Consider the following 26086-nt stretch of genomic DNA (forward strand, 5'->3'; position numbering starts at 1 on the left):
CAACCTCTCTCTTGTTCTTGTTATGGGCGCACGCGGGCGTCGGTCGGCACCGCCCACTCTGGCATGGGGCGGCGCCGTGGAACATCAGGGTTCGATGGTTTGCGTCGGCACCTCGATCAAAACCGGGCGATCAGCGGCCAGGGCATGCTTCAAGGCGCTTTCCAGTTCTTCGCGGGTGGCCGCGTGGAGCGCCTCGACGCCATAGCCGCGGGCGATCGCGCAGAAGTCCAGGCCGGGCACGTCGAGCCCCGGCGCATCGGGCACCTCGAGCACCCCGGCGAACCAGCGCAGGGCGCCGTAGGTACCGTTCTTGAGGATGATGAACACCGCCGGCACACGGTATTGCGCGGCGCTCCAGAGTGCGGTGATGCCATAGTTGGCCGAGCCGTCGCCGATGATCCCGATCACCTGCCGCCGCGGCTGCGCCAGTTGCGCGCCGACCGCCGCCGGCAGGCCGAAGCCGAGTCCGCCGGCGGCCGGGAAGAAGTAGCTGCCCGGCTCGCGCATCTCCACGCGCTGCCAGAAGGCGGTCACGGTGGAAGTCGACTCCTTGACGAAGATGGCGTCGCGCGGCGCCAGCGCATCGATCACGTCGAACACGGTTTCCGGCCGCAGCGGTCCGCCCTCCTCGGCCAGCGCCGGCGGTCGCGGCAGCGCCTCGGGCAACGGCCGCGCACTGGGGCGGACCTGTTCGAGCAGTGCCTCGAGGGTCAGCGCGATGTCGCCGACCAACGCGTCGCCCATCGGCGCCCGTGCTGCTTCGCCGGGATCGCAGGTGACCTGCACCAGCTCGGCGCCGGCCGGCAGGTAGTCGCCGGGGGCGAACTGGTGATAGCGGAACACCGGCGCGCCGACCACCAGGATCAGGTCGTGGCCGTCCAGCAGCCGGCTGATCCCGGCGATGGCCGCCGGCAGCACGCCGCGGAAGCAGGCATGGCGGGTGGGGAACGGACAGCGCGAGGCCGACGGCGCGACCCAGGCCGGCATCCGCAGCTTCTCCGCCAGTTGCACGGCCAGGCCGTTGGCATTCGCCCCGTCGACGTCCGGACCGAGCACCAGCACCGGGTTGCGCGAGCGCGACAGGCGCTCGCCGAGTTCGGCCAGCAATGCCGGCGCCGGCAGCGCGGCGCCGCTGACCTGGCGCGCGGCCAGGTGTTCGACACCGGCCGGCGCCGGTTGCGCCCAGTCGTCGTAGGGAATCGACAGGTACACCGGCGCCCGCGGCGGCAGGCTGGCGGTCTGGATCGCCTGGCTCAACGCGCGCGGCACATCCTGGGCGCAGGCCGGCTCGTGGCTCCATTTCACCAGCGGCTTGGGCAGTTGTCCGGCATCGACGTTGGCGAGCATCGCCTCGACCCCGATCATCGAGCGCACCTGCTGCCCGGCGGTGATGACCAGGGGGCTATGGGAGTACCAGGCGTTGGTCAGCGCGCCCATGCCGTTGCCGGTGCCCGCCGCCGCATGCAGGTTGACGAAGGCCGGGCAGCCGCTGGCCAGGGCGAAGCCATCGGCCATGCCGACCACCGCGCCCTCGTGCAGGCCGAGGATGTAGCGGAAATCCTCGGGGAAGTCCTTGAGGAACGGCAGCTCGTTGGAGCCGGGGTTGCCGAAGACGGTGGTCAGGCCGTGGCGACGGAGGATCTCGTAAGACGCGGAATGGACGGTTTTCATGCAGGCCTTCAAGCTCGTTTCCTGGATTTGCGCTACTGTTGCAGCCGCTCGATAATCAATCAAATCGATACTCTTTCTATAAAAAATAGAACTGGTCTATATGAGTCCGATCGATCTCAACCTGATCCGCACCTTCGTCACCCTCTACGAAGCGGGCAGCGTGACCCTCGCCGCGGAGCGCCTGTTCGTCACCCAGCCATCGGTGAGCTACGCCCTGGCGCGCCTGCGCGAACTGTTCGACGACGCGTTGTTCACCCGCACCCGCGACGGCATCCAGCCGACCTTCGTCGCCGAGCAGCTCTACGGCACCTTCCGCGAGTCGCTGACGCGCATCGAGGGCGCGGTACAGAGCGTTCGCCACTTCGATCCGGCGACCACCGAGCGACGTTTCCGCATCGCCCTCACCGATCTCGGCGAGGTGGGTTTCCTCTCGCTGATCCTCGAACGCCTGACTCGCGACGCGCCGTTCGCCGAAGTGGAAGTGCTGCCGCTGCAGGTGGACGAGGTCGGCGCCTGGCTGAGCAGCGCCAAGGTCGACGCGGCGATCTGCCGCCAGCCGGTGCCCGGCGCGCGCAGCCAGCGGGTCCTGCACGAGCGCTACGTGTGCCTGCTCAGCGACCGCCACCCGCGGATCGGCGACAGCCTGAGCCTGGAGCAGTACCTGGCCGAGCGGCACATCGTGGTGACCCGTACCTCCGGCCACGGCATCGCCGAGGACGTGCTCGAGGCCATGCAGGTGCAGCGCCGCATCAGCCTGCGGGTGCCGCACTTCTCGGTGCTGCCAAAGATCATTCCCGGTACCGAGCTGCTGACCATCCTGCCGGCGCAGATCGCCTATCGCTTCGTCGCCGAAGGCGGCATGCGCATGCTCGAACTGCCCTTCACCCTGCCGCCGTTCGACGTCTCCCTGCACTGGCACGAGAGCAGCGAACGCTCGGCGGCGCTGAACTGGTTCCGCACCACCATCGCCGCCCAACGCTGAAACGCCGGCGGCCCTCACGCAGCGTCTCCCAGCGTCGGCGAGCGCTCGCGACGCCGCGCACCGAGCAGCGGCAACACGGCGGCCGCGGCGACGAACACCGCCGCGAACGCCCCATAGAGGGACAGCGGCTGCCAGCCGTCGTCGAGCAGGAGCCCGGCCACCAGCGGCGAGAGGATCGCCCCGCCGCGACCGACGCCGATCCCCCAGCCGACCCCGGTGGCGCGCACCGAAGCGTCGTAGAGGCTCGGCGCCAGGGCATACAGGCCGGCCACGCAGGCGTTGGCGCAAAGCCCGATCAGCAGTCCCAGCGGCAAGGCCGCGCCGGGCAGCCCGGCGCTCAGCGAGAACAGCGCGAGCAGAGCGGCGGTAAGCAGCATGAACAGCGCCAGCACCCGTTCCAGGCGAAAGCGCGCGGCAAGCCCGCCGAGCAAGGCGGCACCGAAGATCCCGCCGATGCTCAGCAGGGTGCCGCCGGTGATGCCCTGGGCGGTGGACAGGCCGGCGGCGACCAGCAGCTTCGGCGTCCAGCTCATGATGAAGTAGAAGCCGAACATCACCAGGAAAAACAGCGCCCAGAGCAGCAGCGTGGTACGTCGCTGGGCAACGCAAAGCAACCGGGCGAGGCGGCTACCGTGCTCCGCTCCGCCACCGGGCGGGCTCGGCAGTTCCGCGAGCGCCGCGCGGCCCAGGCGCCGGGCCAGCGCGTTGACCCGTTGCAACGCCCGCGGCGGCCGGCGCGCCAGGAGGAAGTCCAGCGACTCCGGCAGGCACAGGCAGACCAGCGGGATCACCGCCAGGGTCAGGCCAGCGCCGAAGACGAACACCGAGCGCCAGCCCCAGGCGCCGATCAGCCATACCGCGAGCAGTCCGCCAAGGGTCGCGCCGAGCGCGTAGCCGGTGGACTGCAGGCTTACCGCCAGGCCGCGCCAGCGGCGCGAGGCGTACTCGCTGGCGATCACGTTGCTGCTGGCGAGGATGCCGCCGATACCCAGTCCGGTCAGCCCGCGCAGCAACGCCAGTTGCCAGGCCGCCTGGCTCAGCGCCGAGGCGAGCATGCCCAGGCCCGACAGCGCCAGGCAGGCGAGGATCAGCGGGCGGCGCCCCCAGCGGTCGGCCCAGGGCGCGATGAACAGCGAGCCGGCGGCCATGCCGAAAAGGCCGGCGCTGAGCAGCAGGCCGATCTCGGCGCCGCCCAGGTTCCATTCGGCGGCCACCGAGGATGCGGTGAAGGCCATCACCAGCACGTCGAAGCCATCGATCAGGTTGAGCACGATGCACACAGCCACCGCCAGCCACTGGAACGGCCGCATCGGTTCGTCGTCGAGAGCGCGGCGCAAGTCCCGGTTCATGGGCGGCCCTCCCCGAGCGGACAGGAAAGAAGCGACGGCAGGCGGGAGCGAGGCGCGGGAATGCAGGAATCCATCATCGGGAAGACCCTTTTTCTTGTTGTTGTAGGCACGGCAAGCGCAGGCACCCTGGCACCGTTGCGTCGATGCCGCAATCCTATTGGATCCATTTGTGCGACAAGAAAACGGAAGGCCAGCGGATATCCCACTGTCAGCGAAATCTGAGAAAGGCTCTGGAACGAGATAATTGAGCGATTTATTCCTGAAGTTTTTTATGTGCGACTATCGAACGGATTATTTTTTGTACAGAAGCGGTTGACTTGGAAAAGTTGCCTCGCGAATCATTGGATCCAATTACAAAAACAACGAGAGGATCCGACGATGTTTCCGAAGAACGCCTGGTACGTGGCCTGCACCCCCGACGAACTGGCCGGCAAGCCGCTCGGCCGACGCATCTGCGACGAGCCGATGGTTTTTTACCGAGGCGAGGACGGCCGCGTGGCGGCCCTCGAGGATTTCTGCCCGCACCGTGGCGCGCCGCTGTCGCTGGGCTTCGTCGAGGACGGCGTGCTGGTCTGCGGCTACCACGGCCTGGCGATGGGCGAGGACGGTCGCACCCGCGCGATGCCCGGCCAGCGGGTCCGCGGCTTCCCCTGCATCCGTCGCTTCCCGGTGCAGGAGCGGCACGGCTTCGTCTGGGTTTGGCCGGGCGCGGAAGAACAGGCCGACGCCGCGCTGATACCCCGCCTGGAATGGGCGGAAAGCCCCGATTGGGCCTATGGCGGCGGGCTGTACCACATCCACTGCGACTATCGCCTGATGATCGACAACCTGATGGACCTGACCCACGAGACCTACGTCCATGCGTCCAGCATCGGCCAGAAGGAAATCGACGAGGCCGCGCCGGCCACGCGGGTGGAAGGCGACGAGGTGATCACCAGCCGCCACATGCAGAATGTCATGGCCCCGCCGTTCTGGCGCATGGCCCTGCGCGGCAACGGCCTGGCCGACGACGTGGCGGTGGACCGCTGGCAGATCTGCCGCTTCACGCCGCCCAGCCACGTGTTGATCGAGGTCGGCGTGGCCCACGCCGGCCACGGTGGCTACCAGGCGCCGGCGGAGCGCAAGGCGGCGAGCATCGTGGTCGACTTCATCACCCCGGAGAGCGCCACCTCCATCTGGTACTTCTGGGGCATGGCGCGCAACTTCCAGGCCCACGACCGGGCGCTCACCGAGAGCATTCGCGAAGGCCAGGGAAAGATCTTCGGCGAAGACCTGGAAATGCTCGAAAGCCAACAGCGCAACCTGCTGCGCCATCCACGGCGCGACCTGCTGAAACTGAACATCGACGCCGGCGGCGTGCAGGCCCGGCGCATCATCGAGCGCCTGCTGGCGGACGAGCGCCAGGCCGCCGCCCCCAACCGCGCCCAGGCCTGACGGGAGCCTTCGCCATGATCGAGGTCATCGTCGGCGCCATCCGCCTGGAGGCGCAGGATATCCACAGCTTCGAACTGTTCCGGGCCGACGGGGCGGCACTGCCGTCCTTCGAGCCGGGCGCGCACATCGACCTGCACCTGCCCAACGGCCTGGTCCGCCAGTACTCCCTCTGCGGCCCCGCCGAACGGCCGCGCCACTACCGTATCGCCGTACTCCGCTGCCGCGACTCGCGCGGCGGCTCGGCCACGCTGCACGCCGAACTGCGGGTCGGCCAGCGGCTGCGCATCGGCGAGCCGCGCAATCTCTTCCCGCTGTCGCCGGAGCCCGGTCCGCGCCTGCTGTTCGCCGGCGGCATCGGCATTACGCCGCTGCTGGCGATGGCCGAACGCCTGGCCCGCGATGGCGCCGACTTCCAGTTGCACTACTGCGCGCATTCCGCCGAGCGCGCGGCCTTCGTCGACTATCTTGACCGGTGCGCCTTCGCCGACCGCGTGTACTGCCACTTCGACCACGGCGACAGCAGCCGCCGCGCGGACCTTCGCGCCCTGCTGGCGGCCAGTCCGCGCGACGCCCAGCTATACCTTTGCGGGCCGGCGGGCTTCATGCAGTGGATCGAAGAAAGCGCCCGCGAACTGGGCTGGGAAGCAAGCCGCTTGCATCGCGAGCACTTCGCCGCCGCGCCACGGGACGCCAATGCGGACGGCACCTTCGAAGTGCAGTTGGCGAGCAACGGGGCGCTGATCCGGGTCGCCGCCGGGCAGACCGTGCTGGCGGCCCTGCGCGAAGCCGGGGTGGACCTGCCGGCCTCCTGCGAGCAGGGCATCTGCGGCACCTGTCTGACCCGCGTGCTGGACGGCGAGCCGGAGCATCGCGACCTCTACCTCAGCGAAGAGGAGCAGGCCGCCAACGATTGCTTCACGCCCTGCTGTTCGCGTTCGCGCAGCCCACGGCTGGTGCTGGATCTCTAGTCGGCGGCGACGTCGCCGTGAAGCACGGTGACGCTCTTCCGCGCCGGATCGAAGTAGTCGGCGTAGCGCAGGGTCGCGTTGGCGTGCTCGCGCATGATCGCCTCGGCGCGCGCCCCCTGGCCGTTGACCAGCGCGTCGACCACCGCGTGGTGCTGCATGTGGGCGAAGTTGAAACGGCGGAATTCCTGCTCGAGATTGTCGCGATCCACCGCCAGGGCGCTCACCGAGGCGAACGGCAGGTGGTCGTTGCGCGCCAGCGCCACGGCGATCGCCGGGTTGCCACTGGCCTCGATGATGGTGCGGTGGAAACGCATGTTCATGCGCTGGTAGCGCTCCAGCTCCTCCAGCAGGACCTGGCCGTTGGCGAACAATCGGTCGCCCTCGGCCAGGCATTCCTCCAGGGTCGCCCGTGCCTCGGCGGACAGCCCGCGCTCGGCCGCCTGCCGTGCCGCCAGGCCTTCCAGCACGCCGCGTACCTCGACCGCGCCGGCGATATCCTCGCGGGTCACCGCGCGCACCCTGTAGCCGCGCCCGGTCTTGCACAGCAGGCCTTCCTGCTCGAGGGTACGCAGAGCGATGCGCACCGGCATGCGCGAGACCTGCAGGCGTTCGGCGGTGGGAATCTCGACGATGCGCTCGCCGGCGGCGAGTTCGCCGGAAGCGATCAGCTTGCGCAGCTCGGCCAGCACGCGTTGGCCCGGTTTGCTCATGGAATTCGCTTATTCGATCGGGACGACCGGGGCATCATAGCGCGCCCCGGCCGCCTCCGCCGGTCAGCTTTCGCGGTGGATGGCGAAGCCGGCCCAGGACTGGCTCACCGGCATGATCTCGAGGCTGTTGATGTTCAGGTGGGCGGGCTGGTTCATGATCCAGAAGATGGTCTCGGCGATGTCTTCCGGCTGGATCGGATGGGCCCCGGCGTAGGTCTTGTCGTAGCGCGCCTGGTCGCCGCCGAAGCGGACCAGGGAGAACTCGCTCTCGCACAGCCCCGGCTCGAGGTTGGTCACGCGCACCCCGGTGCCCTGCAGGTCGCAACGCAGGTTCAGGGAGAATTGCTCGACGAAGGCCTTGGTGCCGCCGTAGACATGGCTACCCGGATAGGGCCACTTGCCGGCCACCGAACCCAGGTTGACGATGCTCGCCCCGGCGCCGTGGGCGATCAGCCGCGGCAGCAGCAGGCGCGTGCTGTAGAGCAGGCCCTTGATGTTGGTGTCGACCATGGTGTCCCAGTCGTCCAGGTCGCAGGACTGCGCCGGGTCGGTGCCCAGCGCCAGGCCGGCGTTGTTGATCAGGCCGCGCAGGGTGGCGAACTCTTCCGGCAGGTTGTCCACGGCCGCGCTCATCGCCGCGCGGTCGCGCACGTCCAGGGTCAGCGGCAACACCCGGGTCTTCGCCGAAAGCTCGCCGGCCAGGGCCTGCAGACGCTCCTCGCGACGGCCGGTGAGCACCAGCGACCAGCCGGCCTCGGCGAAACGACGGGCGCAGGCTTCGCCGAAGCCTGAGGTGGCGCCGGTGATGAACAGGGTGGACGACATGGGGCATCTCCTCGTACGGGGCGGAAAAACGATATCCGGGGATTCTAGAGCCTCGCCGTGCCCGGTTGGCCATACAGTTGCGCACGAGTTTGCCGAGGCGCCTGCTCAAAAAACGACCAACCTCGCGGAACCCGCACCGTGCCTGGGCCGCAGCGAACAGCCACCAACTTGTCCACAGGGCGTCGCACAGTTTTCCTGAACAACTGTGGCAGCGGCATGACCACGCGCTGGGGATAAGTGCCCCGGCGCGAGCACTGATCATTTTCTGACCAGCCACGCCTAACCCTCGCCAATTCAGGGGCTTGGCGGTTCTTACCCACCTTATCCACAAGCCCCCGCACAGAAATCCTGAACAACCTCAGGCGGCGTTATCCACAACCCGGCGCGCGGCGACTAGGTCCTCCAGCGCATAACCCACCGACTTGAACAGGGTGATTTCCCCGGGATCGCCGCGCCGCCCTGCCCCGCCCAGCAAGTCGCGCAGTTCGGTGGATATCGCCTCGCGCCCGATGGCGCCTTCGGCGATCGCCTGCAACAGGTCGCCGGCCTCTTCCAGCGCGCCTGCGCGGGTATCCACCACGACCCGCGCGCGCGCCACCGCCAGGGCGTCGGTCTCGCGCATGGACGGCAGGAAGGCGCCGACCAGGTCGAGATGGACGCCCGGCTTCAGCCATGCGCCGCGCACCAGCGCTTCGCGGGAGGTGGTAACGCAACTGACGCAATCGGCCGCCTCCACCGCCGCGCGCAACCCGTCGGCCGCTCGCGCCGGGTAGCCCTCCTCGCGCAGCCGGGCGGCCAGCGCGGCGGCCTTGGCCGGATCGCGGCCCCAGATGTCGATGTGGCGATAGTCGCGCACGCAGGCGTGGGCCCGCACCATGTGCGCAGCCAGGGTTCCGCAGCCGACCACCAGCAGGCGCCGCGCATCGTCCCGCGCCAGGTAGTCGGCGGCCAGCGCCGAGCTGCAGGCGGTACGCCGGGCGGTCAGCTCCGAAGCCTCCAGCAACGCCAGCGGGCGACCGTCTTCGCCGTCGAACAGAGCGAACACCGCGGCCACCGCCGGCAGGCCACGCGCCCCATTGCCAGGGAACACCGTCACCAGTTTCACGCCGATCCCCTCACCGGCCTGCCACACCGGCATCTGTAGCAGCGAGGCCTGCGCCGGCAAGGCATGGCAGCTGCGCAGCGGCGCACTGCAAGGCTTGGCCAGGCCGATGCGCAACGCCTCGATCAGTTGTGGATAAGACAGGCGCTCGGCGACCTCGGCGTTGCTGAAAAAGCGCAGGCTGTGCATAAGTCGAGTTTCCTCCGTCGCTGCAGGACAGCGCCCGCCCCGGCGGCCAGAGCGCCGGGGCGGGGCGCGCTCAATGTCCGCCGAGATAGGCGTTGCGCACCTCCTGGTTGCCGAGCAGTTCTTCGCCGCTGCCGCTCATGCGGATTTCCCCGGTGACCATCACGTAGGCGCGGTCGGAGAGCTTCAGCGCATGGTTGGCGTTCTGCTCGACGAGGAAGATGGTCATGCCGCTCCTGGCCAGCTCGCGCAGGGTCTGGAAGATCTGCTTGACCACGATCGGCGCCAGGCCCAGGGAGGGCTCGTCGAGCAACAGCAACTTCGGCCGGCTCATCAGCGCGCGGGCGATGGCGAGCATCTGCTGCTCGCCGCCGGACATGGTCATGGCGCGCTGGTTGCGCCGCTCCTTCAGGCGCGGGAACAGCTCGAACATGCGCTGCATGTCCTCCTCGGCGTGGTCCATGCCGATGGGAATGGTACCCATCAGCAGGTTTTCCTCGACGCTCATGTCGGGGAACACCCGGCGTCCTTCCGGCGACTGCGCGATGCCGTTGGACGCCACGTAGTGCGCCGACTTCTGGCGGATGTCCTGGCCGCGATAGAGGATCTGCCCGGCCGCCGCGCGCGGCTGGCCGAAGATCGACATCAACAGCGTCGACTTGCCCGCGCCGTTGGCACCGATCAGGCTCACCGTCTCGCCCTCGTTGACCTGCAGCGAGACCTTCTTCAGCGCCTGGATCGGCCCGTAGAACACGTCCACCTCACGGAATTCCAGCAACGCCGCGCTCATGACAGCTCCTCTTCGTCGGCACCGAGATAGGCGGCGATCACCTTCTCGTCATGGCGGATCTGTTCGGGGTTGCCACGGGCGATCACGTCGCCGTGGTCGAGCACAATGATGTGGTCGGAGATGTTCATCACCATGCCCATGTCATGCTCGATCAGCAGTACGGTGATCCCGTGGTGGTCGCGCAGGTAGCGGACGATGTTGCTCAGGGCGTGGGTCTCGGCCGGGTTGAGGCCGGCGGCCGGTTCGTCCAGGCAGATGAGTTCCGGCCGCGTGCACATGGCCCGGGCGATCTCCAGGCGCCGTTGCTGGCCGTAGGACATCTCGCCGGCCAGGCGGTTGGCGCAGTCCACCAGGTCGACCACCTCCAGCCAGTAGAACGCGTGGTCCAGCGCCTCGCTCTCGGCGCGGCGATAGCCGGGAGTGTTGAGGATGCCGGCGAGCAGGTTGCGGTTGACGAACATGTGCTGCGCCACCAGCAGGTTCTCCACCACCGACATGTCCTTGAACAGGCGGATGTTCTGGAAGGTCCGCGCCAGCCCGGCGCGGTTCACCAGGTGGGTGCCGCCGAACATCTTGTAGTAGAGGCGACTGCCCAGTTGCGGCGGCTTGACGAAGTCGTCCAGCTGGAACGGCTCGCCGAGCACCTGGATGACGTCCGTGGTGCGCCCCTGGGTGTTGAGCAGGATGTTGCCGCCGGTGGCCTTGTAGAAGCCGGTGAGGCAGTTGAACACGGTGGTCTTGCCGGCGCCGTTGGGGCCGATCAGCGCGGTGATCGAACCGCGCTCGACGTCGAGGTTGACGTCGTTGAGCGCCTTGATGCCGCCGAAGTGCATCATCAGGTGCTCGACGCTGAGGATCTTGTCGCTCATGGCGCCACCCCCTTGCGCGGGGCGAAGCCCACCCGGCTGATGCGGATCAGCCCGCGCGGCCGCCAGATCATCATCACCACCATGAGTATCCCGAGCAGCAGCACGCGGATGTCGGCGAAGCTGCGCAGCAGCTCCGGCGCCACGGTGAGGACGAAGGCGGCGATCACCACCCCGACCGTCGAGCCCATGCCGCCGAGCACGACGATGGCGAGGATCAGCGCCGACTCGAAGAAGTTGAACGAGGACGGGTTGACGAAGCCCTGGTAGCTGGCGAAGAACACCCCGGCCAGTCCCGCGGTGGAGGCGCCGAGCATGAACGCAGAGAGTTTCACCAGCACATGGTTTAGGCCCATCGCGCGACAGGCGATCTCGTCCTCGCGCAGCGCCTCCCAGGCGCGCCCGACCGGCATCCGGGTCAGCCGGTGCTTGATGTAGAGCACCAGCAGCACGACCAGGAACAGCACCACGTAGATGAACAGGAACTTCATGTTGGGGTTGTAGGCGATGCCGAGGAACTCGTGGATCGGCACCCCGCCATCCTTGGCCCGGCGGCCGAACTCCAGGCCGAGGAAGGTCGGCGCCGGCGCCGGCATGCCGTTCGGCCCGCCGGTGAAGGACAGCCAGTTGTTCAGTACCAGGCGGATGATCTCGCCGAAGCCCAGGGTGACGATCGCCAGGTAGTCGCCATGCATGCGCAACACCGGGAAGCCGAGGATCGCCCCGGCCACCGCGGCGGTCAGCGCGGCCAGCGGCAGGACGGTCCAGAAGCCCAGGCCGAGGTACTGGTAGCCCAGCGCCAGGCCATAGGCGCCAATGGCGTAGAAGGCCACGTAGCCGAGGTCGAGCAGCCCGGCGAGGCCGACCACGATGTTCAGGCCCAGGCCCAGCAGCACGTAGATCAGGCCGAGGATGACCACCGCCAGCAGGTACTTGCTGGCGAAGAACGGGAAGATCACCGCGGCCACCAGGATCAGCGGCACGATCCAGCGCAAGCGGGTCTTGTAGCCCGGCGGCAGGACGTGGACGCCGCTGCCAGCCCCCTCGAAGCGCTCCAGCACGGCCCGCCCGCCGCGGGTCTGCAGGTAGAGGCTGAGCAGGAAGCGCCCGCCCATCACGATCGCGATGATCCAGCCGACCCGCTCGTAATGCAGGTTGAAGCCGTAGCCGTCGAGGACCACGCCGACGATGGGGCCGAACACCACCAGGGCGATCAACCCGGAGAGCACGGCATCGAGGACGCACTGCTTGAGATCGATGGAAGTCTCGTTGCTCATCGTCGTCCCCTTACACCTTGGCGATCTGCGGGCGGCCGAGCAGGCCCTGGGGACGGAAGATCAGGATCAGTACCAGCAACGAGAAGGCGAACACGTCCTTGTAGTCGGTGTTGACCATCCCCGAGAACTGCGCCTCGGCCACTCCCAGCACCAGGCCGCCGAGCATCGCCCCGGGCAGCGAGCCGATGCCGCCGAGCACCGCCGCGGTGAACGCCTTGATGCCGATGATGAAGCCGGCGTAGAAGTCGAAGGTGCCGTAGTTCATGGTGATCAGCACCCCGGCCAGGGCGGCCATCGCGGCGCCGATGACGAACACGTAGGAGATCACCCGGTCGGTGTTGATCCCCAGGATCGAAGCCATCTTGCGGTCCTGCTGGGTCGCCCGGCACATGCGCCCGAGCTTGGTGTAGCGGATCACGTAGGTCAGCACTGCCATGCCGATCAGCGAAGCGATCAGGATGAACAGCTTGGTGTAGGTGAGCTGGACGAAACCGTCGCCGACGTGGAATTTCAGGGCGCCGTCGAGCAGGGTCGGGATCCCCTGCTGGCGCGGTCCCTGTGCCACCTGCACGTAGTTCTGCAGAATCAGCGACATGCCGATCGCCGAGATCAGCGGCGCCAAGCGCGTGGAGTTGCGCAGCGGCTTGTAGGCGATGCGCTCGATCACCCAGCCGTAGGTGCAGGTCACCAGCACGGTGAACAGCAAGGTGCCGAGGATCAGCAGCGGGAAGTTCTGCAGGCCGAAGAAGGCCAGCAGGGCAAGGGCGATGGCCGACAGGTAGGCGGAGATCATGTACACCTCGCCGTGGGCGAAGTTGATCATGCCGATGATGCCGTAGACCATGGTGTAGCCGATGGCGATGAGGCCGTAGACCGAGCCGAGGGTCAGCCCGTTGATCATTTGCTGGAGGAAGATGCCGTCCATTTTTCAGTCTCTTCAGGGCGAATCGCGACGGCCTTTGTAAGGCGCGCCGGCGCTCGCCGGTGAAAGCGGACGGGTGCTACTGAAACGGCCCCGGATCGCGGGACTCCAGACCGACCACACGCAGACGTCTTCGGTGAATCCGCACTACGGCGGCAAGCACGGGCGAGCACTTCAGCAGCTCCCGGACTTACCCATGCGCCGAGCCTGTGCCCGGCGCATGGCGGTCGAGCGCGATCAGGGCAACTGGTGGTACTTGCCCTTGTCGTCCCACTCGTAGACCACGTAGTCGGAGACTTTCAGGTCGCCCTTCTTGTCCCATTCCTTCTTGCCCATCACGGTCTGCACCGGATGCGACTTCAGCCACTCGGCGGCCTTGGCCGGATCGTTGGCGCCGGCGCCGTTGAAGGCCGCCGCCAGGGACTGGATCGAGGCGTAGGAGTAGAGGGTGTAGCCTTCCGGCTCGAAACCGCCGGCACGGAACTTCTCCACCACCGCCTTGCCGTCGGGGATCAGCCGCGGGTCGGCGCCGAAGGTCATCAGCACGCCCTTGACGTACTGCGGACCGCCGGCGGTGGTCGCCAGTTCGTCGGTGACCACGCCGTCGTCGGACATGAACTTGGCGGTCAGTCCCTGTTCACGCATCTGCCGTACCAGCGGACCGGCTTCCGGATGCAGGCCGCCGAAGTAGACGACCTCGGCACCGGAGGCGCGGATCTTGGTGACCAGCGCGTTGAAGTCCTTCTCGCCGCGGGTCAGGCCCTCGTAGAGAACCTCTTTCACGCCGAGCTTGTTCAGTTGCGCCCTGGTGGCGTCCGCCAGGCCCTGGCCATAGGTGTCCTTGTCGTGGATCACCGCGACCTTCTTGGCCTTCAGCACCTTGACGATATAGTCGCCGGCGACCACGCCCTGCTGGTCGTCGCGGCCGCACATGCGGAACATCCCGGAGAGTCCGCGCTCGGTGACCTGCGGGTTGGTGGAACCGGGGGTGATGGCGATGATCCCGGCCTCGTCGTAGACCTCGGATGCGGGGATGGTCGAAGAAGAGCAGAAATGGCCGACCACGGCGATGGCCTTGTCCTGGTCCACCAGGCGGTTGGCCACGGCCACGGCCTGCTTCGGTTCGCAGGCGTCGTCGGCCTTGACCAGCTTGATCTTCTCGCCGTTGATTCCACCCGCCGCATTGATGTCTTCCGCCGCCTGGGACGCGCCGCGCCAGTATTGCTCGCCGAAGGAGGCGTTGGCGCCGGTATGCGGTCCGGCCACGCCGATCACGACGTCGGCCAGCGCATGCGTGGAAAGACCCATCACGGATGAAACCGCGAGAGCCAGGATGCCTTTTCTGAACAGCTTCTTGGACATGGGGTGTTGCTCCTGAGGATGATGTTGGCGCTCGTAACTACGATGTTGTTGTTGTGTTTCGCTCAACAGGCAGAGCAAGCGGCGTGCCATTCGTTTTTTTCCTGAGTGGCCGGCCACAAGAACTTTAGCCCTCCTTTCCGTTTTTATCTTTGTTATTGGAAATCAGTCATTTAGACATTTCCCCGAATCCCCTTCGGAGAGCTACAGCCCAGGCTTCACAAGGCCTGAACCGTTCCTAGGAATAACTCTACAACGATATTGAAGCGGTTAGAAACTGCACGTCACTGGTGCGCTGCACGCACTAATTGAGGTCCTCTTTTTCAATGAAAGTGCAGGACAGAGCGGTTTTTAAAATTAATATGAACATGAACTTCCCGGGATTCGGTACTTGGCGGAAAAAGTCGATTCGAATACGACATGGACATATCCGTTAGCGACGCCACGTTCGGCGCAAAGCCCTGTGACGGATTCGTCATAAGCCAGCGAATGCTCTATCGCGAGACTTGCCGGCAGTAATAAGCGTCGCCCGGCACTCCGGCAAGCGAGCTTTCCTCCCCACGTCATTCCGTTTATTCATATAACGCGTTCCGCCCGCTCCACCCGCGCCAGGAAACCCGCCATGCTGAACAAACGCCGCCTGCCGTCGATGACCGCCCTGCAATGCTTCGAAGCGGTAGCCCGGCACCTGAGCTTCACCCGCGCCGCCGAAGAGTTGAGCCTGACCCAGAGCGCCATGAGCAAGCAGGTCGCGCAACTCGAGGAGCAGTTGCAGCACGCCCTGTTCCGCCGGGTGCGCAAGCGCCTGCAACTGACCCCGGCCGGCGAGCTGTACCTGGCCGAGGTACGACGCATCCTGCAACAGGTAGAGCTGTCCACCCGCTTCCTGCTTTCCTACGGCGGCGAGACCGAAGTGCTGCGAGTGGCGACCCCGCCGACCTTCGGCGCGCGCTGGCTGATCCCGCAACTGAACGGCTGGCGCCACCGCCACCCGAACATCCACCTCGACCTGCGCCAGGAACTGGAACCGGACGACCTGCGCCAGGGCCATTGCGACCTGGCATTCTTCTTCGGCCCCGGCACCCTGCCGGGCGCCGAGTGCATACGCCTGTTCGGCGAACAACTGGTGGCGGTCTGCGCGCCATCCCTGCTGCCGGCCGGCGGACTGGACGAACCGACCCAACTGGCGGGGCTGGTGCTGCTGCAGAACGCCAGCCGCGCGGAGGCCTGGCACGACTGGTTCGCCAGCCTGGAGCGAAATTGCCAGGGTTGCTACCACGGTCCACGCTTCGACACCTTCTACATGTGCATCCGCGCCGCCCAGGCCGGTTGCGGGGTAGCCCTGCTACCGCGCTTCCTGGTCGAGGAGGAACTCGCCGAAGGCAAGCTGGCGATCGCCTGGCCGCACGCCCTGCCCAGCCAGGAGGCTTACTACCTGGCCTATCCCGAGCATGCCGCGGAAGTCCCCAAGGTGCGCCATTTCATCGAGTGGATGGTAGAGCGCCTGGAGCAGGAGCAACCCTCAGCGGGCCCCCGCCAGACGCGCCACGGCCCGGTTTGACGTTTCCGCTGCGCGGAACCATCTTTACTCTCACTCGGTTCACCTCGGAACGTCCCATGCTCACTGGCGTCACGGTTCGAATCCGCCTGCTGGTCCTGGCGTTGCTGCCCCTGACGATGCTCGTCACGGTCATCGCGATGGCGCTGGCCAACGCCAGTCGACTCGATGCCAGCTTCCAGGACCTTTTCAACAACCGGATGAAGCCCATCAGCCAGCTCAAGATCGTCGCCGACGCCGTTGCGGTCAGCGTGGTCGATGCCCTGCACAAGTACCGTGCGGGGGTCTTCGATGAAGAGCGCCTGCAGCAGGAGTTGAGTGGGGCGCTGTCGCGCATCGAGAAGTCGTGGGCCGACTATTCCGCAGACCACCGGACTGCCGCCGAGAAGGAAATCATCGAGTCGCTGGTCCCCACCCTGGAACAGGTCAAGCGGATGACCCTGGCATACGGCGAGCAGGCCAGGGCCGGAAGCCTGCGAAACGTCGAGGCCGGAACGTTCAATCGCGAGATGTATGGTGCGTTCGATCCCCTGGGAACCGCGCTGTCGACGCTGATCGACCTGCAGCTCAGCGAAGGCGCCAAGCTCAACGAGCAGATGGAGAAACGCTACGACTCCATGCGCACCACCTTCCTGCTCATCGGCGCCGCAGCCCTGGTCCTCATCGTCGCCGCGGCCTGGTTCATCAGCCTGTCGATCATGCGCCCGCTTTCCGATCTGCGCGGGGTGATCCGCCGCGTGCAGGACTCCTCGAATCTCACGCTCCGCGCCGATGCGCGCGGGCGCGACGAAGTGTCCGATACGGCGCGCGCCTTCAATATGATGCTGGAAAGCCAGCAGGCGCTGCTCCGCCATCTCGCCGAAACGGCCAGGAAGCTGACCGTCACCTCGGACGAGATGAGCGCCATCAGCAACCAGGTCAGCCATGTCGCCACGTCCCAGGGCGACCAGACCGACATGGTCGCCACGGCGGTACACCAGATGAGCATGGCGGTCCAGGACGTGGCGCGGAACGCCCAGGCCGCCGCAGCCAGCGCGGAATCGGCGAACAGCGAGGCGCACACCGGAACCGGCCTCGTGCATGCGAACCTCGACGCCATCCAGGGCCTGTCGGTCATGGTCGGAGAGGCGGGAGCCGTCATCGACACGCTGCGCAACAAGACCGAGGAAATCAGCACCGTTCTGGAAGTCATCCAGAACATCGCCCAGCAGACCAACCTGCTCGCCCTCAATGCCGCGATAGAAGCCGCACGGGCGGGCGAGGCCGGACGCGGGTTCGCGGTGGTCGCCGATGAAGTGCGCAGCCTGGCCACCAATACGCACAAGGCCACCGAAACCATCCGCGAGATGATCGAAGCCCTGCAGGCAGGCGCCAGCAGCGCGGTCAGCGTGATGCAGCAGTCACGCGAGCAGGCCCAGGTCAGCGTCCAGCGCGCCCACGAGGCGGGAAAGGCGCTCGGTCTCATCGCCCAGGCGATCGAAGGCATCGCCCAGAGCAACGCGCAGATATCCACGGCGACGGAAGAACAGACCGCCACCGCGAGCGAGGTCAGCCAGAACATCGACTCGCTCAATGCCAGCATCGGTGAAGTCGCCGAGGGCGCGGTGAAGACCTCCACCTCCAGTGTCGAGCTGGCGAAGCTGGCAAACGGGCTGGAGCAGCAGATCCAGCGCTTCACCGTCTAGCAAGCGCGGCAGGGAGCGGCCTCACCGGCCCTGCCGCACCCGTTTGTCAGGACGCCAGCAGGCTGCGGTCGAAAACAAAGGCGCCGCCCGGCTTCGGGGTGAAATGCAGGACGTGTTGCGGACGCCCCATGGGCGGACGCTGGCGTTCGCCGGTGTCCTCGACCCAGCCAGCCTCCTTCATCCGCTCCAGGCGGCCGCGCAGGCTGGAATGCTGGACTTCCTGGCCGATGGCGCACTCGAAGGCCTTCAGCGCCTCGGCCACGGTGAAGCGCGGCGCCAGCAGGAACAGCGGCAGGGCGCTGTACACCGACTTGCTCGCCAGGCGCTCGCAGGCCTGCTGTACCAGTTGGGCGTGGTCGAACGGCAGGGCGAAGCGCTCGCTGCGAACGTCGCGCAGCGGCACGAAGTCGAGGTCGTCGTCCTCCACCCGGGTGTCCGGGCCGACCAGCACCAGGTAGAACACGCTCAGCGACCAGCCGCGCGGGTCGCGTACCGCGTTGCCGACCGTGGCCACCTGCTCGATGTAGGCCGGCTCCAGCCGCGCCTTGTCGCGCAGGGCGCGCACCGCCGCGTCGTCGAGGCTGTGGTCGGCGCTGCGGCCGTTGACCAGCACGCCGGGCAAGGCCCACTGGCCGGCGAAAGGCGCCTGGGCGCGGCGGATCAGCAACAGCTCCAGTCCGTGCCCGGGGTTCAGGCGCAACGCCACGATATCCACGCTGGCCAATACTTCCGCTGAACTCATCGTCACTCCTCTCTTCAGACCGCCTGGCGTTCGCCGCCATAGCAGTGCAGTTCGTCCTTCACTTCCGGCAGGCACCAGGCCTCCGGTATCGCCAGTCCTTCGCGCAGGCGCTGGCGGATCATCGAGCTGTGCAGCGGCAGCCGCTCCTCCGCCACCAGCCGGCCGAAGCGCCAGCACAATTCGGCGGCGCGTTCGAAGCGCGGCAGCTCCGCCTCGTTGTCGGCGCCGATCAGCAGGGCGATCCGCGCTGACGCCAGGCCGCTACGCGCGGCCAGCGCTTCCAGCAGGTCGATGCTGTAGACCGCCGGACGATCGGGCATCAATCCTGCTTCGATCGGCTCGCAATACACCCGCCGCGGATCGATCCGCCGGGCCAGCCGCGCCAGCCAGCGGCAGCGCAGCTCGAAATCGCCCATGCGCTTGCCGAAGGCGTGGCGGTGGCTCGGCACCAGGGCGACCCGTTCGGCGCAAAGCAGCGCCCGGCGGATCACCGACTCATGGCCGGGGTGCGGCGGGTCGAACGCCCCACCATAGACCGCGAGAGCGAAGTCGGGGGCGCGTCCGCCGCTCATCCCGGCAGGCAGTCGGCGAATCCGGGAACTTATTTCATCACGCATAGAAAATACCTTCCACTGCGAAATTTTGTAGTACAAGTGCTTGACGACTTATTTCACGTGATGAATTATGTACCCACATTCAGCCCCAACCCGTCAAGCGGAGGCTTCCATGAATCGCCCCAGCAAGATCGCCAGCTTCGATGTCGACGCCCAGAAAGGCTTCACCCCGCTGTGCCCGGACGAACTGCCGGTGCCCGGCGGCGACGCCATCGGCGCCGCGCTCAACCAACTGGCCAGCCGCGCCGCGCTGCGCCTGGGCAGCAAGGACGCGCACAGCCCGAAGGCTGCCTGGGTAGTGGAAAGCGCCGAGCAGATGCTGCGGCCGCTGGCCTATCCGGATGCCGACCTGACCTGGGTGAGCCACTGCGTACCGGGTACGCCGGGTTTCGAGCTGCTCGACGAACTGCCGCGGCCGATCGACTACGACTTCTTCGTCTGGAAGGGCGTGGAGCCGGACCTGCATCCCTACGGCGCCTGCTACCACGATCTGGCGGAACGCCGCAGCACCGGGGTCATCGAATACCTGAGGCAGAATGGCGTGAGCCATGTGCTGGTGGGTGGCCTGGCGCTGGACTACTGCGTGAAGAACACCGCCCTGCAACTGCGCCGCGCCGGTTTCGAGGTGCTGCTCTACCTGCCCGCCTGCCGGGCCATCGCCGAGGACACCGCGCAGCGGGCCTGCGACGAGATGCGCGACGCCGGGGTGATCCTCTGCGCCGACCTGGAACGACTGGATAGCGCCCTCGCCGGCGCCGACAAGGAGAAGTGAACATGGCCGAAAGCGTCTTTGCCGAGCGCATCGTGCAGAACCTGCTCGATACCGATTTCTACAAGCTGACCATGATGCAGGCGGTGCTGCACAACTACCCCAACGCCGAAGTGGAGTGGGAATTCCGCTGCCGCAACGCCGAGGACCTGCGTCCGTACCTGGCGGAGATCCGCTACCAGATCGAGCGCCTCGCCGAAGTCGAGGTAACCGCCGACCAGCTCGCCTTCCTTGAACGCATCCCGTTCATGAAGCCGGACTTCATCCGCTTCCTCAGCCTGTTCCGCTTCAACCTGCGCTACGTGCACACCGGCATCGAGGATGGCCAACTGGCAATCCGCCTGCGCGGCCCATGGCTGCACGTGATCCTCTTCGAGGTGCCGCTGCTGGCCATCGTCAGCGAGGTGCGCAACCGTTATCGCTACCGCGAGGTGGTCCTGGAACAGGTCGGCGAGCAGCTCTATCGCAAGCTCGACTGGCTCTCCGCCCAGGCCAGCAGCGAGGAACTCGCGGAATTCCAGGTCGCCGACTTCGGCACCCGCCGGCGCTTCTCCTACCGCACCCAGGAGGAAGTGGTGCATATCCTCAACCGCGACTTCCCCGGGCGCTTCGTCGGCACCAGCAACGTGCACCTGGCCCGCGAGTACGATCTCAAGCCGATCGGCACCATGGCCCACGAATGGCTGATGGCCCACCAGCAACTCGGCCCGCGGCTGGTCGACAGCCAGCAAGCGGCGCTGGACTGCTGGGTCCGCGAGTACCGCGGACAGCTCGGCATAGCCCTGACCGACTGCATTACCATGGATGCCTTCCTCGACGACTTCGACCTGTACTTCGCCAAGCTCTTCGACGGCCTGCGCCACGATTCGGGCGACCCGCTGGCCTGGGCGGAGAAAGCCATCACCCACTACCGCCGCCTGGGTATCGACCCGCTGAGCAAGACCCTGGTGTTCTCCGACGGGCTGGACATGCCCAAGGCGTTGCAGCTGTTCCGCGCGCTACGTGGCAAGATCAACGTCAGCTTCGGCATCGGCACCAACCTGACCTGCGACATCCAGGGAGTCGAGCCGATGAACATCGTCCTGAAGATGACGGCCTGCAACGGCCATCCGGTGGCGAAGATATCCGACGCCCCGGGCAAGACCCAATGCCGCGACGAGAACTTCGTCGCCTACCTCCGCCACGTCTTCAACGTGCCGGCCTAATCCTTTCGCACCTAACGGGAGCCCGAACATGCAACAGATCCAACGCGACATCGCCCAAGCCCTGCAGGTCCAGCCGCCGTTCCAGTCGGAGGCCGACGTGCAGGCGGAGATCGCCCGGCGCATCGCCTTCATCCAGCAGTGCCTGAAGGATTCCGGGCTGAAGACCTTGGTGCTGGGGATCAGCGGCGGCGTCGACTCGCTCACCGCCGGCCTGCTGGCCCAGCGCGCCGTCGAGCAACTGCGCGAGCAGACCGGCGACCAGGCCTACCGCTTCATCGCCGTGCGCCTGCCCTACCAGGTACAGCAGGACGAGGCCGATGCCCAGGCCTCGCTGGCGACCATCCGCGCCGACGAAGAGCAGACCGTCAACATCGGTCCGTCGGTGAAAGCCCTGGCGGAACAGCTGGAAGCCCTGGAAGGACTCGAGCCGGCGAAGAGCGACTTCGTCATCGGCAATATCAAGGCGCGCATCCGCATGGTCGCCCAGTACGCCATCGCCGGCGCACGCGGCGGCCTGGTGATCGGCACCGACCATGCCGCCGAGGCGGTCATGGGGTTCTTCACCAAGTTCGGCGACGGCGCCTGCGACCTGGCTCCGCTCAGCGGCCTGGCCAAGCATCAGGTACGCGCCCTCGCCCGCGCCCTCGGCGCTCCGGAGAACCTGGTGGAGAAGATCCCCACCGCCGACCTCGAGGACCTGCGCCCCGGCCATCCGGACGAGGCTTCCCACGGCGTCACCTATGCCGAGATCGACGCCTTCCTGCACGGCCAGCCGCTGCGCGAGGAAGCCGCGCGGGTGATCGTCGACACCTACCACAAGACCCAGCACAAGCGCGAACTGCCGAAGGCGCCCTGAGCCTCCCGGCCCGTGCGGCAGGCCCGTCGTCGACGGGCCTTTGTCGCGGGCGGGAATGTGCCTGTCGCAACCAGGTCTTCAAGTCCGCGCGGCGGCGCGCTAGAAGGAAGCTGAATCCCTGCGAAGGCCAGCCATGCGCACCCGTCTCCCCACCCTGCTCCTCGGTGTCCTGCTGGCCGGCCAGGCCTGCGGACACACGTCCCCGCTGCTCGCGCCGGTACGGCAGATCCACGCCTTCGGCGACAGCTATTCGGACAACGGCGAAAGCCAGCGACTGACCCGCGAGATGCTCGCCAAGGGCATCGCCGGCGCCCAGGCATTGCCCGGCGAAGTCTACTGGCAGGGCCGCTGGAGCAACGGCCCGACCGCCGTCGAGGTGCTCGCCCGCCAGCTCGGCGCACAACTGGCCGACCATGCGGTGGGCGGCGCCAAGAGCGGAGCGGACAACTACTACGGCTGGATGAGCGCCTACCGCCATACCGGCCTCGCCGGCCAGGTCGACGCCTACCTCGCCACGCTGGACGGCAAGCCGGCCGACGGCCAGGCGCTGCACTTCATCTTCGTCTCCGCCAACGATTTCTTCGAGCACGAGGATTTCGCCGGCGAGCAGTCCCTGGAACAACTGGCCGGCAGCAGCGTGGCGAACATCCGCGCCGCGGTGCAGCGTCTCGGAGAGGCCGGCGCACGACGCTTCCTGGTGGTCAGTTCGACCGACCTGAGCGTGGTCCCGGCGGTGATCGTCGGCAACCGGGTCGAGCGGGCGCAGCGCTACCTGCAAGCGGTCAACGCCAGCCTGCCGATCCAGCTCGCCGCCCTGCGCAAGACCCGCGGCCTGGAGCTGAGCTGGTTCGACCATCTCACCTTCAGCCGCCACTTGCGGCGCAACCCGGCACGCTACGGCCTGGTGGAGCTGGACGCGCCCTGCCAGCCGACCCAGCCCAGCGTCCGCCCGGCCTGCGCCAACCCGGACCAGTACTACTTCTGGGACGAGTGGCATCCGACCCGGCGCGTGCACCAACTGGCCGGCGAAGCGATGGCGGCGCGCTACGCGCGCTGAGCCCGGCGCGCGCCCATGAAAAAGCCCGGCAGCGGCCGGGCTTTTTCATGCAGCGGATCGCTCGCGCATCACTTCAGGGTCAGGGTGCCCTTCATCAGCGCGGAGTGGCCCGGGAAGGTGCAGAAGAACATGTACTGCTCGCCTTCCTTCAGCTTGGAGACGTCGAAGGTCACCGAGTCCTTCTCGCCCGAGCCGATCAGCTTGGTGTGGGCGATGACACGGCTGTCGTCGGGTTTCAGGTAATCCTTGTCCAGGCCGGAAGCCATGCCGTCGGTGACCACGCCCTGCATGTCGGCGGCGGTGCTCAGTACCCAGTTGTGGCCCATGACGTTCTTCGGCAGGTTGCCGGGGTGGGACAGGTTGACGGTGAACTGCTTGCAGCTCTTGTCGACGGTGATGGCATTGGTGTTGAACTGCATCTGGTCGTTACCCTGGATGTCCACCGAGCACTCGGCAGCCAGCAGCGGCGCACTGAGCAGGGACAGCAGGGATACCGCAGCGAGTTTACGTAGCATGGAGCAGCCTCCTAGGCAGGTTGGGCGATGAATCCTGAAAGAGCAGACTGCCCGATCGGGCACCGAGTTCCACTGATTCAGGTCAAACCCGAACCGGACGTGGCGGGGCATCGAGCGGGATCTACCCGGCGTTTACTACGGGGAACTCCTGTTTTAGCACAGATGTGCCGCTTCGCGCCTGCGACGCAACGTCCGGCAATGCTTCGCACGGCTTGGTCGAAGCGCTCCCAGCCGCTACCCTGTGCGCCTTTTTCCACCCCCGACAGGAGTCGATCATGACCTTGCGTTCCGTCTGCGTATTCTGTGGCGCCAGCCCCGGCGCTTCCCCGGTCTACCAGGAAGCCGCCGTGGCACTCGGCCGGCACCTGGCCGAGCGCGGCCTGACCCTGGTCTACGGTGGCGGCGCGGTCGGTCTGATGGGCACCGTGGCGGACGCCGCATTGGCCGCCGGCGGCGAAGTGATCGGGATCATCCCGCAGAGCCTGCAGGAGGCCGAGATCGGCCACAAGGGCCTGACCCGCCTGGAAGTGGTAGACGGCATGCACGCGCGCAAGGCGCGCATGGCCGAGCTGGCCGACGCCTTCATCGCCCTGCCCGGCGGGCTCGGCACCCTGGAAGAGCTGTTCGAGGTCTGGACCTGGGGCCAACTGGGCTACCACGCCAAGCCGCTGGGCCTGCTCGAAGTGAACGGTTTCTACGATCCGCTGCTGACCTTCCTCGACCACCTGGTCGACGAACGCTTCGTCCGCGCCGAACACCGCGGCATGCTGCAGCGCGGTGCCAGCCCGGAGGCGCTGCTCGATTCCCTCGCCGCCTGGACGCCAAGCGTGGCGCCGAAGTGGGTCGACCGCACCCCGCAGTGATCCGCTCCTCTCTCAGGACGGCGGCAGCAGGCTCAGCGGGTCGAGCGGCCGGCCGTTCTGGCGGATCTCGAAGTACAGTTGCACCCGGTCGGCATCCGAGGAACCGGCCTCGGCGATCTTCTGGCCCTTGCTGACCATCTGCCCCTCCTTCACCAGCAAGCGGCTGTTGTGCGCGTAGGTGCTGGTGTACGAGGTACCGTGCTGGATGATCACCAGGTTGCCGTAGCCACGCATGTTGTTCACCGCGAACACCACCTTGCCGGCCAGCGAGGCCTGTACCGGCTGGCCCAGGGTGCCGGCGATGCGGATGCCCTTGTTGAGCTTGTCGGAACTGGAGAAGCGGCGGATCACCGGCCCCTTCATCGGCCACTGCCAGCCGCGCAGGGTCACCGACGGCGGCGGAGGCGGCGGCTTGCGCGCACGGCTGCTCGACGAGGAGCGGCTGCTGGCGACGTAGGTCGACTTGCGCCCGTCGAAGCGCACTACCTGGCCGACCTTGACCGCGTAGGGCGGGCGGATGCCGTTGGCGCGCGCCAGGTCCTTGTAGTTCCAGCCGTGCCGGGTGGCGATCGAATAGAGGGTGTCGCCGCGCTTGACGCGATACTCGCCGCGCACGACTTTCGGCACCGACGCCCCCGGGCCGGGAGCCTTGGAGCTGCACGCGGATACCGCCAGCAGGACGGCGATCAAGAGCAATCTGAAGAACACACGGAATCCTTTTCCCGATGAAACCCGGCCGGCTGCGGCGACGGTTGCAGGCCCGCACTATACCTTGTTCGCCGGGGTGCCCGTTGGACTCGCCGATGGCCCGTTTTCTCCGCGCGGCCCGCCACCCGGTCCGCGCACAAACGCCAACGCCCCGCAGGACGGGGCGTCGGTGCCGAGCGGGAAACGTCAGGCGCCGGCGGACTGCTGCACGATCACCGTCTGCGCCGGCATCGGTGCCGGGAAGTCGGCGCCGAGGGCGTCCTTGATCACCTTGTTGGTATCGAAATAGACCTGCCAGTAATGGTCGTTGTGGCAATACGGGCGCACCGCCAGCACCGGCCCGACCAGGTTGAACTCGAGGATTTCCACGTCCACCGGCGGCTCGCCGAGCACGTTGGGAATCGCCGCGACGCGCTGCTTGAGCAGGGCGATGGCCGCCTGGTAGTCGGCGGCACCGGAAAGCTGCGCCTTCAACTCGACCCGGCGGAACGGGTTGTGGGTGAAGTTCTGGATGTTGTCGCCGAATATCTTGTTGTTGCCGACCATGGTCAGCACGTTGTCCGGAGTGTTGATCGCCGTGGTGAACAGGCCGATCTCCTTGACCGTGCCGGTCACTCCGCCGGCGCAGATGAAGTCGCCGACCTTGAACGGCCGCAGGACGATGATGAAACCGCCGGCCGCCAGGTTCGCCAGCAATCCCGACCAGGCCATGCCGATGGCCAGGCCGACCGCCGCGATCAGCGCCGCCAGGCTGGTGGTCTGGATGCCGAAGAAACCGAGGATGCCCACCACCAGCAGCACGTTCAGGGTCACCGTGATGAACGAGCCCACGTAGCGCAGCACGGTGGGATCGACCTTTTGCCGCTCGAGGGATTTCTGCACCATGCCGACGGCGAAGCCGATCAGCCAGCGGCCGATCACCCAGAAGGCGATGGCCGCGAGAATCTTGATGCCGAAGGCGAAGGCGTACTGAGACACCGTCGCCCAGAGCGCGTTGATCTTCTCGGTACCTACGTTGACGATCGTCGTGTCATCCATATCGCTCACCGTGCGCAAGGAAGGAGTCTGGCTCC

Annotated in this window: 25 protein-coding genes; 10 read left to right on the forward strand and 15 right to left on the reverse strand. The window is 67.0% G+C overall.

Annotated elements, in window-relative coordinates; translation table 11 throughout:
* Positions 1-84: 84 nt before the first annotated feature.
* Complete coding sequence (gene mdlC / locus VQ065_RS28200) at positions 85-1671, reverse strand: benzoylformate decarboxylase (protein WP_023098856.1); 1587 nt, start codon at positions 1669-1671, stop codon at positions 85-87.
* 100 nt (positions 1672-1771) lie between these two features.
* Here mdlC and VQ065_RS28205 point away from each other — a divergent pair, with 100 nt between their 5' ends.
* Complete coding sequence (locus VQ065_RS28205; protein ID WP_058179896.1) at positions 1772-2653, forward strand: LysR family transcriptional regulator; 882 nt, start codon at positions 1772-1774, stop codon at positions 2651-2653.
* A 14-nt stretch (positions 2654-2667) separates the two neighbouring features.
* Here the strand turns inward: VQ065_RS28205 and VQ065_RS28210 are convergent, their stop codons facing one another.
* A complete protein-coding gene (locus VQ065_RS28210) occupies positions 2668-4002 on the reverse strand; it encodes an MFS transporter (RefSeq protein ID WP_003095547.1) in 1335 nt (444 codons plus the stop codon).
* Between the two features lie 378 nt (positions 4003-4380).
* On the opposite strand from VQ065_RS28210, the gene VQ065_RS28215 reads away from it, so the two are divergent.
* The gene (locus VQ065_RS28215) at positions 4381-5436 is read left to right on the forward strand and encodes an aromatic ring-hydroxylating dioxygenase subunit alpha (RefSeq protein ID WP_003095551.1); all 1056 of its coding nucleotides are present in this window, start codon (positions 4381-4383) and stop codon (positions 5434-5436) included.
* Between the two features lie 14 nt (positions 5437-5450).
* A complete protein-coding gene (locus tag VQ065_RS28220) occupies positions 5451-6404 on the forward strand; it encodes a PDR/VanB family oxidoreductase (protein WP_003095554.1) in 954 nt (317 codons plus the stop codon).
* On the opposite strand, the gene VQ065_RS28225 is transcribed toward VQ065_RS28220, so the two are convergent.
* From VQ065_RS28225 to VQ065_RS28260, 8 genes are all read right to left on the reverse strand, one after another.
* Positions 6401-7114 (reverse strand): GntR family transcriptional regulator, encoded by a 714-nt coding sequence (locus tag VQ065_RS28225; protein WP_003095555.1) that lies wholly within the window; start codon positions 7112-7114, stop codon positions 6401-6403. The genes VQ065_RS28220 and VQ065_RS28225 overlap by 4 nt on opposite strands.
* A 63-nt stretch (positions 7115-7177) precedes the next feature.
* A complete protein-coding gene (locus VQ065_RS28230) occupies positions 7178-7939 on the reverse strand; it encodes an SDR family oxidoreductase (RefSeq protein WP_003095557.1) in 762 nt (253 codons plus the stop codon).
* Between the two features lie 358 nt (positions 7940-8297).
* Positions 8298-9230, reverse strand: coding sequence for an ornithine cyclodeaminase family protein (locus VQ065_RS28235; protein WP_014603519.1), 933 nt, complete (start codon positions 9228-9230; stop codon positions 8298-8300).
* 70 nt (positions 9231-9300) lie between these two features.
* A complete protein-coding gene (locus VQ065_RS28240) occupies positions 9301-10017 on the reverse strand; it encodes an ABC transporter ATP-binding protein (protein ID WP_003095563.1) in 717 nt (238 codons plus the stop codon).
* Positions 10014-10886, reverse strand: coding sequence for an ATP-binding cassette domain-containing protein (locus VQ065_RS28245; protein ID WP_003095566.1), 873 nt, complete (start codon positions 10884-10886; stop codon positions 10014-10016). The genes VQ065_RS28240 and VQ065_RS28245 overlap by 4 nt, the downstream gene beginning before the upstream one ends.
* Positions 10883-12160 carry a high-affinity branched-chain amino acid ABC transporter permease LivM gene (gene livM, locus VQ065_RS28250; RefSeq protein WP_003095568.1) on the reverse strand — a complete coding sequence of 426 codons (1278 nt, stop codon included), beginning with the start codon at positions 12158-12160 and terminating at the stop codon, positions 10883-10885. The genes VQ065_RS28245 and livM overlap by 4 nt, the downstream gene beginning before the upstream one ends.
* Positions 12161-12170: 10 nt before the next feature.
* Entirely contained in the window at positions 12171-13085 is a 915-nt protein-coding gene (locus tag VQ065_RS28255; protein WP_003095571.1) for an ABC transporter permease subunit, read from the reverse strand.
* Between the two features lie 234 nt (positions 13086-13319).
* Positions 13320-14444, reverse strand: coding sequence for a branched-chain amino acid ABC transporter substrate-binding protein (locus VQ065_RS28260; protein ID WP_003109453.1), 1125 nt, complete (start codon positions 14442-14444; stop codon positions 13320-13322).
* Between the two features lie 619 nt (positions 14445-15063).
* Here VQ065_RS28260 and VQ065_RS28265 point away from each other — a divergent pair.
* Together VQ065_RS28265 and VQ065_RS28270 are read left to right on the forward strand one after the other, a co-directional pair.
* Positions 15064-16002, forward strand: a complete 939-nt coding sequence (locus tag VQ065_RS28265; protein ID WP_003095575.1) for a LysR substrate-binding domain-containing protein — start codon at positions 15064-15066, stop codon at positions 16000-16002.
* A 56-nt stretch (positions 16003-16058) separates the two neighbouring features.
* Positions 16059-17684 (forward strand): methyl-accepting chemotaxis protein, encoded by a 1626-nt coding sequence (locus VQ065_RS28270; protein ID WP_003095577.1) that lies wholly within the window; start codon positions 16059-16061, stop codon positions 17682-17684.
* 46 nt (positions 17685-17730) lie between these two features.
* On the opposite strand, the gene VQ065_RS28275 is transcribed toward VQ065_RS28270, so the two are convergent.
* Together VQ065_RS28275 and VQ065_RS28280 are read right to left on the reverse strand one after the other, a co-directional pair.
* Positions 17731-18426 carry an NUDIX domain-containing protein gene (locus VQ065_RS28275; RefSeq protein ID WP_003095579.1) on the reverse strand — a complete coding sequence of 232 codons (696 nt, stop codon included), beginning with the start codon at positions 18424-18426 and terminating at the stop codon, positions 17731-17733.
* Positions 18427-18440: 14 nt separating this feature from the next.
* Positions 18441-19043 (reverse strand): adenylyltransferase/cytidyltransferase family protein, encoded by a 603-nt coding sequence (locus tag VQ065_RS28280; RefSeq protein ID WP_003095582.1) that lies wholly within the window; start codon positions 19041-19043, stop codon positions 18441-18443.
* 109 nt (positions 19044-19152) lie between these two features.
* Here VQ065_RS28280 and VQ065_RS28285 point away from each other — a divergent pair, with 109 nt between their 5' ends.
* The 4 genes from VQ065_RS28285 to choE all read left to right on the forward strand — a co-directional run bounded on the left by VQ065_RS28285 (position 19153) and on the right by choE (position 22927).
* Complete coding sequence (locus tag VQ065_RS28285) at positions 19153-19812, forward strand: nicotinamidase (RefSeq protein WP_003095584.1); 660 nt, start codon at positions 19153-19155, stop codon at positions 19810-19812.
* A gap of 2 nt (positions 19813-19814) precedes the next feature.
* Positions 19815-21014, forward strand: coding sequence for a nicotinate phosphoribosyltransferase (gene pncB, locus VQ065_RS28290; protein WP_003095586.1), 1200 nt, complete (start codon positions 19815-19817; stop codon positions 21012-21014).
* Between the two features lie 28 nt (positions 21015-21042).
* Positions 21043-21870, forward strand: a complete 828-nt coding sequence (gene nadE / locus VQ065_RS28295; protein WP_003095587.1) for an ammonia-dependent NAD(+) synthetase — start codon at positions 21043-21045, stop codon at positions 21868-21870.
* A gap of 133 nt (positions 21871-22003) precedes the next feature.
* On the forward strand, positions 22004-22927 hold the full coding sequence (choE, locus tag VQ065_RS28300) for a cholinesterase ChoE (protein WP_003095589.1): 924 nt from the start codon (positions 22004-22006) through the stop codon (positions 22925-22927).
* Positions 22928-22995: 68 nt separating this feature from the next.
* On the opposite strand, the gene azu is transcribed toward choE, so the two are convergent.
* The gene (gene azu, locus VQ065_RS28305; protein WP_003095591.1) at positions 22996-23442 is read right to left on the reverse strand and encodes an azurin; all 447 of its coding nucleotides are present in this window, start codon (positions 23440-23442) and stop codon (positions 22996-22998) included.
* Between the two features lie 275 nt (positions 23443-23717).
* Here azu and VQ065_RS28310 point away from each other — a divergent pair, with 275 nt between their 5' ends.
* Entirely contained in the window at positions 23718-24305 is a 588-nt protein-coding gene (locus VQ065_RS28310; RefSeq protein WP_003095593.1) for an LOG family protein, read from the forward strand.
* Between the two features lie 12 nt (positions 24306-24317).
* Here VQ065_RS28310 and VQ065_RS28315 read toward each other — a convergent pair whose 3' ends face one another.
* Both VQ065_RS28315 and VQ065_RS28320 read right to left on the reverse strand, forming a co-directional pair.
* Entirely contained in the window at positions 24318-25013 is a 696-nt protein-coding gene (locus VQ065_RS28315) for a peptidoglycan DD-metalloendopeptidase family protein (RefSeq protein ID WP_003095596.1), read from the reverse strand.
* 186 nt (positions 25014-25199) lie between these two features.
* Entirely contained in the window at positions 25200-26051 is an 852-nt protein-coding gene (locus VQ065_RS28320) for a mechanosensitive ion channel family protein (RefSeq protein WP_003095599.1), read from the reverse strand.
* Positions 26052-26086: the final 35 nt, after the last annotated feature.

The sequence above is a fragment of the Pseudomonas sp. KBN10P06128 genome, from assembly GCF_037574945.1.
Lineage (GTDB): Bacteria > Pseudomonadota > Gammaproteobacteria > Pseudomonadales > Pseudomonadaceae > Pseudomonas > Pseudomonas aeruginosa.

Bases quoted from the DNA above. Each gene is read 5' to 3' on its own strand.
- mdlC (WP_023098856.1), bottom strand. From the start codon at position 1,671: ATGAAAACCGTCCATTCCGCGTCTTACGAGATCCTCCGTCGCCACGGC.
- VQ065_RS28205 (WP_058179896.1), top strand. From the start codon at position 1,772: ATGAGTCCGATCGATCTCAACCTGATCCGCACCTTCGTCACCCTCTAC.
- VQ065_RS28210 (WP_003095547.1), bottom strand. From the start codon at position 4,002: ATGAACCGGGACTTGCGCCGCGCTCTCGACGACGAACCGATGCGGCCG.
- VQ065_RS28215 (WP_003095551.1), top strand. From the start codon at position 4,381: ATGTTTCCGAAGAACGCCTGGTACGTGGCCTGCACCCCCGACGAACTG.
- VQ065_RS28220 (WP_003095554.1), top strand. From the start codon at position 5,451: ATGATCGAGGTCATCGTCGGCGCCATCCGCCTGGAGGCGCAGGATATC.
- VQ065_RS28225 (WP_003095555.1), bottom strand. From the start codon at position 7,114: ATGAGCAAACCGGGCCAACGCGTGCTGGCCGAGCTGCGCAAGCTGATC.
- VQ065_RS28230 (WP_003095557.1), bottom strand. From the start codon at position 7,939: ATGTCGTCCACCCTGTTCATCACCGGCGCCACCTCAGGCTTCGGCGAA.
- VQ065_RS28235 (WP_014603519.1), bottom strand. From the start codon at position 9,230: ATGCACAGCCTGCGCTTTTTCAGCAACGCCGAGGTCGCCGAGCGCCTG.
- VQ065_RS28240 (WP_003095563.1), bottom strand. From the start codon at position 10,017: ATGAGCGCGGCGTTGCTGGAATTCCGTGAGGTGGACGTGTTCTACGGG.
- VQ065_RS28245 (WP_003095566.1), bottom strand. From the start codon at position 10,886: ATGAGCGACAAGATCCTCAGCGTCGAGCACCTGATGATGCACTTCGGC.
- livM (WP_003095568.1), bottom strand. From the start codon at position 12,160: ATGAGCAACGAGACTTCCATCGATCTCAAGCAGTGCGTCCTCGATGCC.
- VQ065_RS28255 (WP_003095571.1), bottom strand. From the start codon at position 13,085: ATGGACGGCATCTTCCTCCAGCAAATGATCAACGGGCTGACCCTCGGC.
- VQ065_RS28260 (WP_003109453.1), bottom strand. From the start codon at position 14,444: ATGTCCAAGAAGCTGTTCAGAAAAGGCATCCTGGCTCTCGCGGTTTCA.
- VQ065_RS28265 (WP_003095575.1), top strand. From the start codon at position 15,064: ATGCTGAACAAACGCCGCCTGCCGTCGATGACCGCCCTGCAATGCTTC.
- VQ065_RS28270 (WP_003095577.1), top strand. From the start codon at position 16,059: ATGCTCACTGGCGTCACGGTTCGAATCCGCCTGCTGGTCCTGGCGTTG.
- VQ065_RS28275 (WP_003095579.1), bottom strand. From the start codon at position 18,426: ATGAGTTCAGCGGAAGTATTGGCCAGCGTGGATATCGTGGCGTTGCGC.
- VQ065_RS28280 (WP_003095582.1), bottom strand. From the start codon at position 19,043: ATGCGTGATGAAATAAGTTCCCGGATTCGCCGACTGCCTGCCGGGATG.
- VQ065_RS28285 (WP_003095584.1), top strand. From the start codon at position 19,153: ATGAATCGCCCCAGCAAGATCGCCAGCTTCGATGTCGACGCCCAGAAA.
- pncB (WP_003095586.1), top strand. From the start codon at position 19,815: ATGGCCGAAAGCGTCTTTGCCGAGCGCATCGTGCAGAACCTGCTCGAT.
- nadE (WP_003095587.1), top strand. From the start codon at position 21,043: ATGCAACAGATCCAACGCGACATCGCCCAAGCCCTGCAGGTCCAGCCG.
- choE (WP_003095589.1), top strand. From the start codon at position 22,004: ATGCGCACCCGTCTCCCCACCCTGCTCCTCGGTGTCCTGCTGGCCGGC.
- azu (WP_003095591.1), bottom strand. From the start codon at position 23,442: ATGCTACGTAAACTCGCTGCGGTATCCCTGCTGTCCCTGCTCAGTGCG.
- VQ065_RS28310 (WP_003095593.1), top strand. From the start codon at position 23,718: ATGACCTTGCGTTCCGTCTGCGTATTCTGTGGCGCCAGCCCCGGCGCT.
- VQ065_RS28320 (WP_003095599.1), bottom strand. From the start codon at position 26,051: ATGGATGACACGACGATCGTCAACGTAGGTACCGAGAAGATCAACGCG.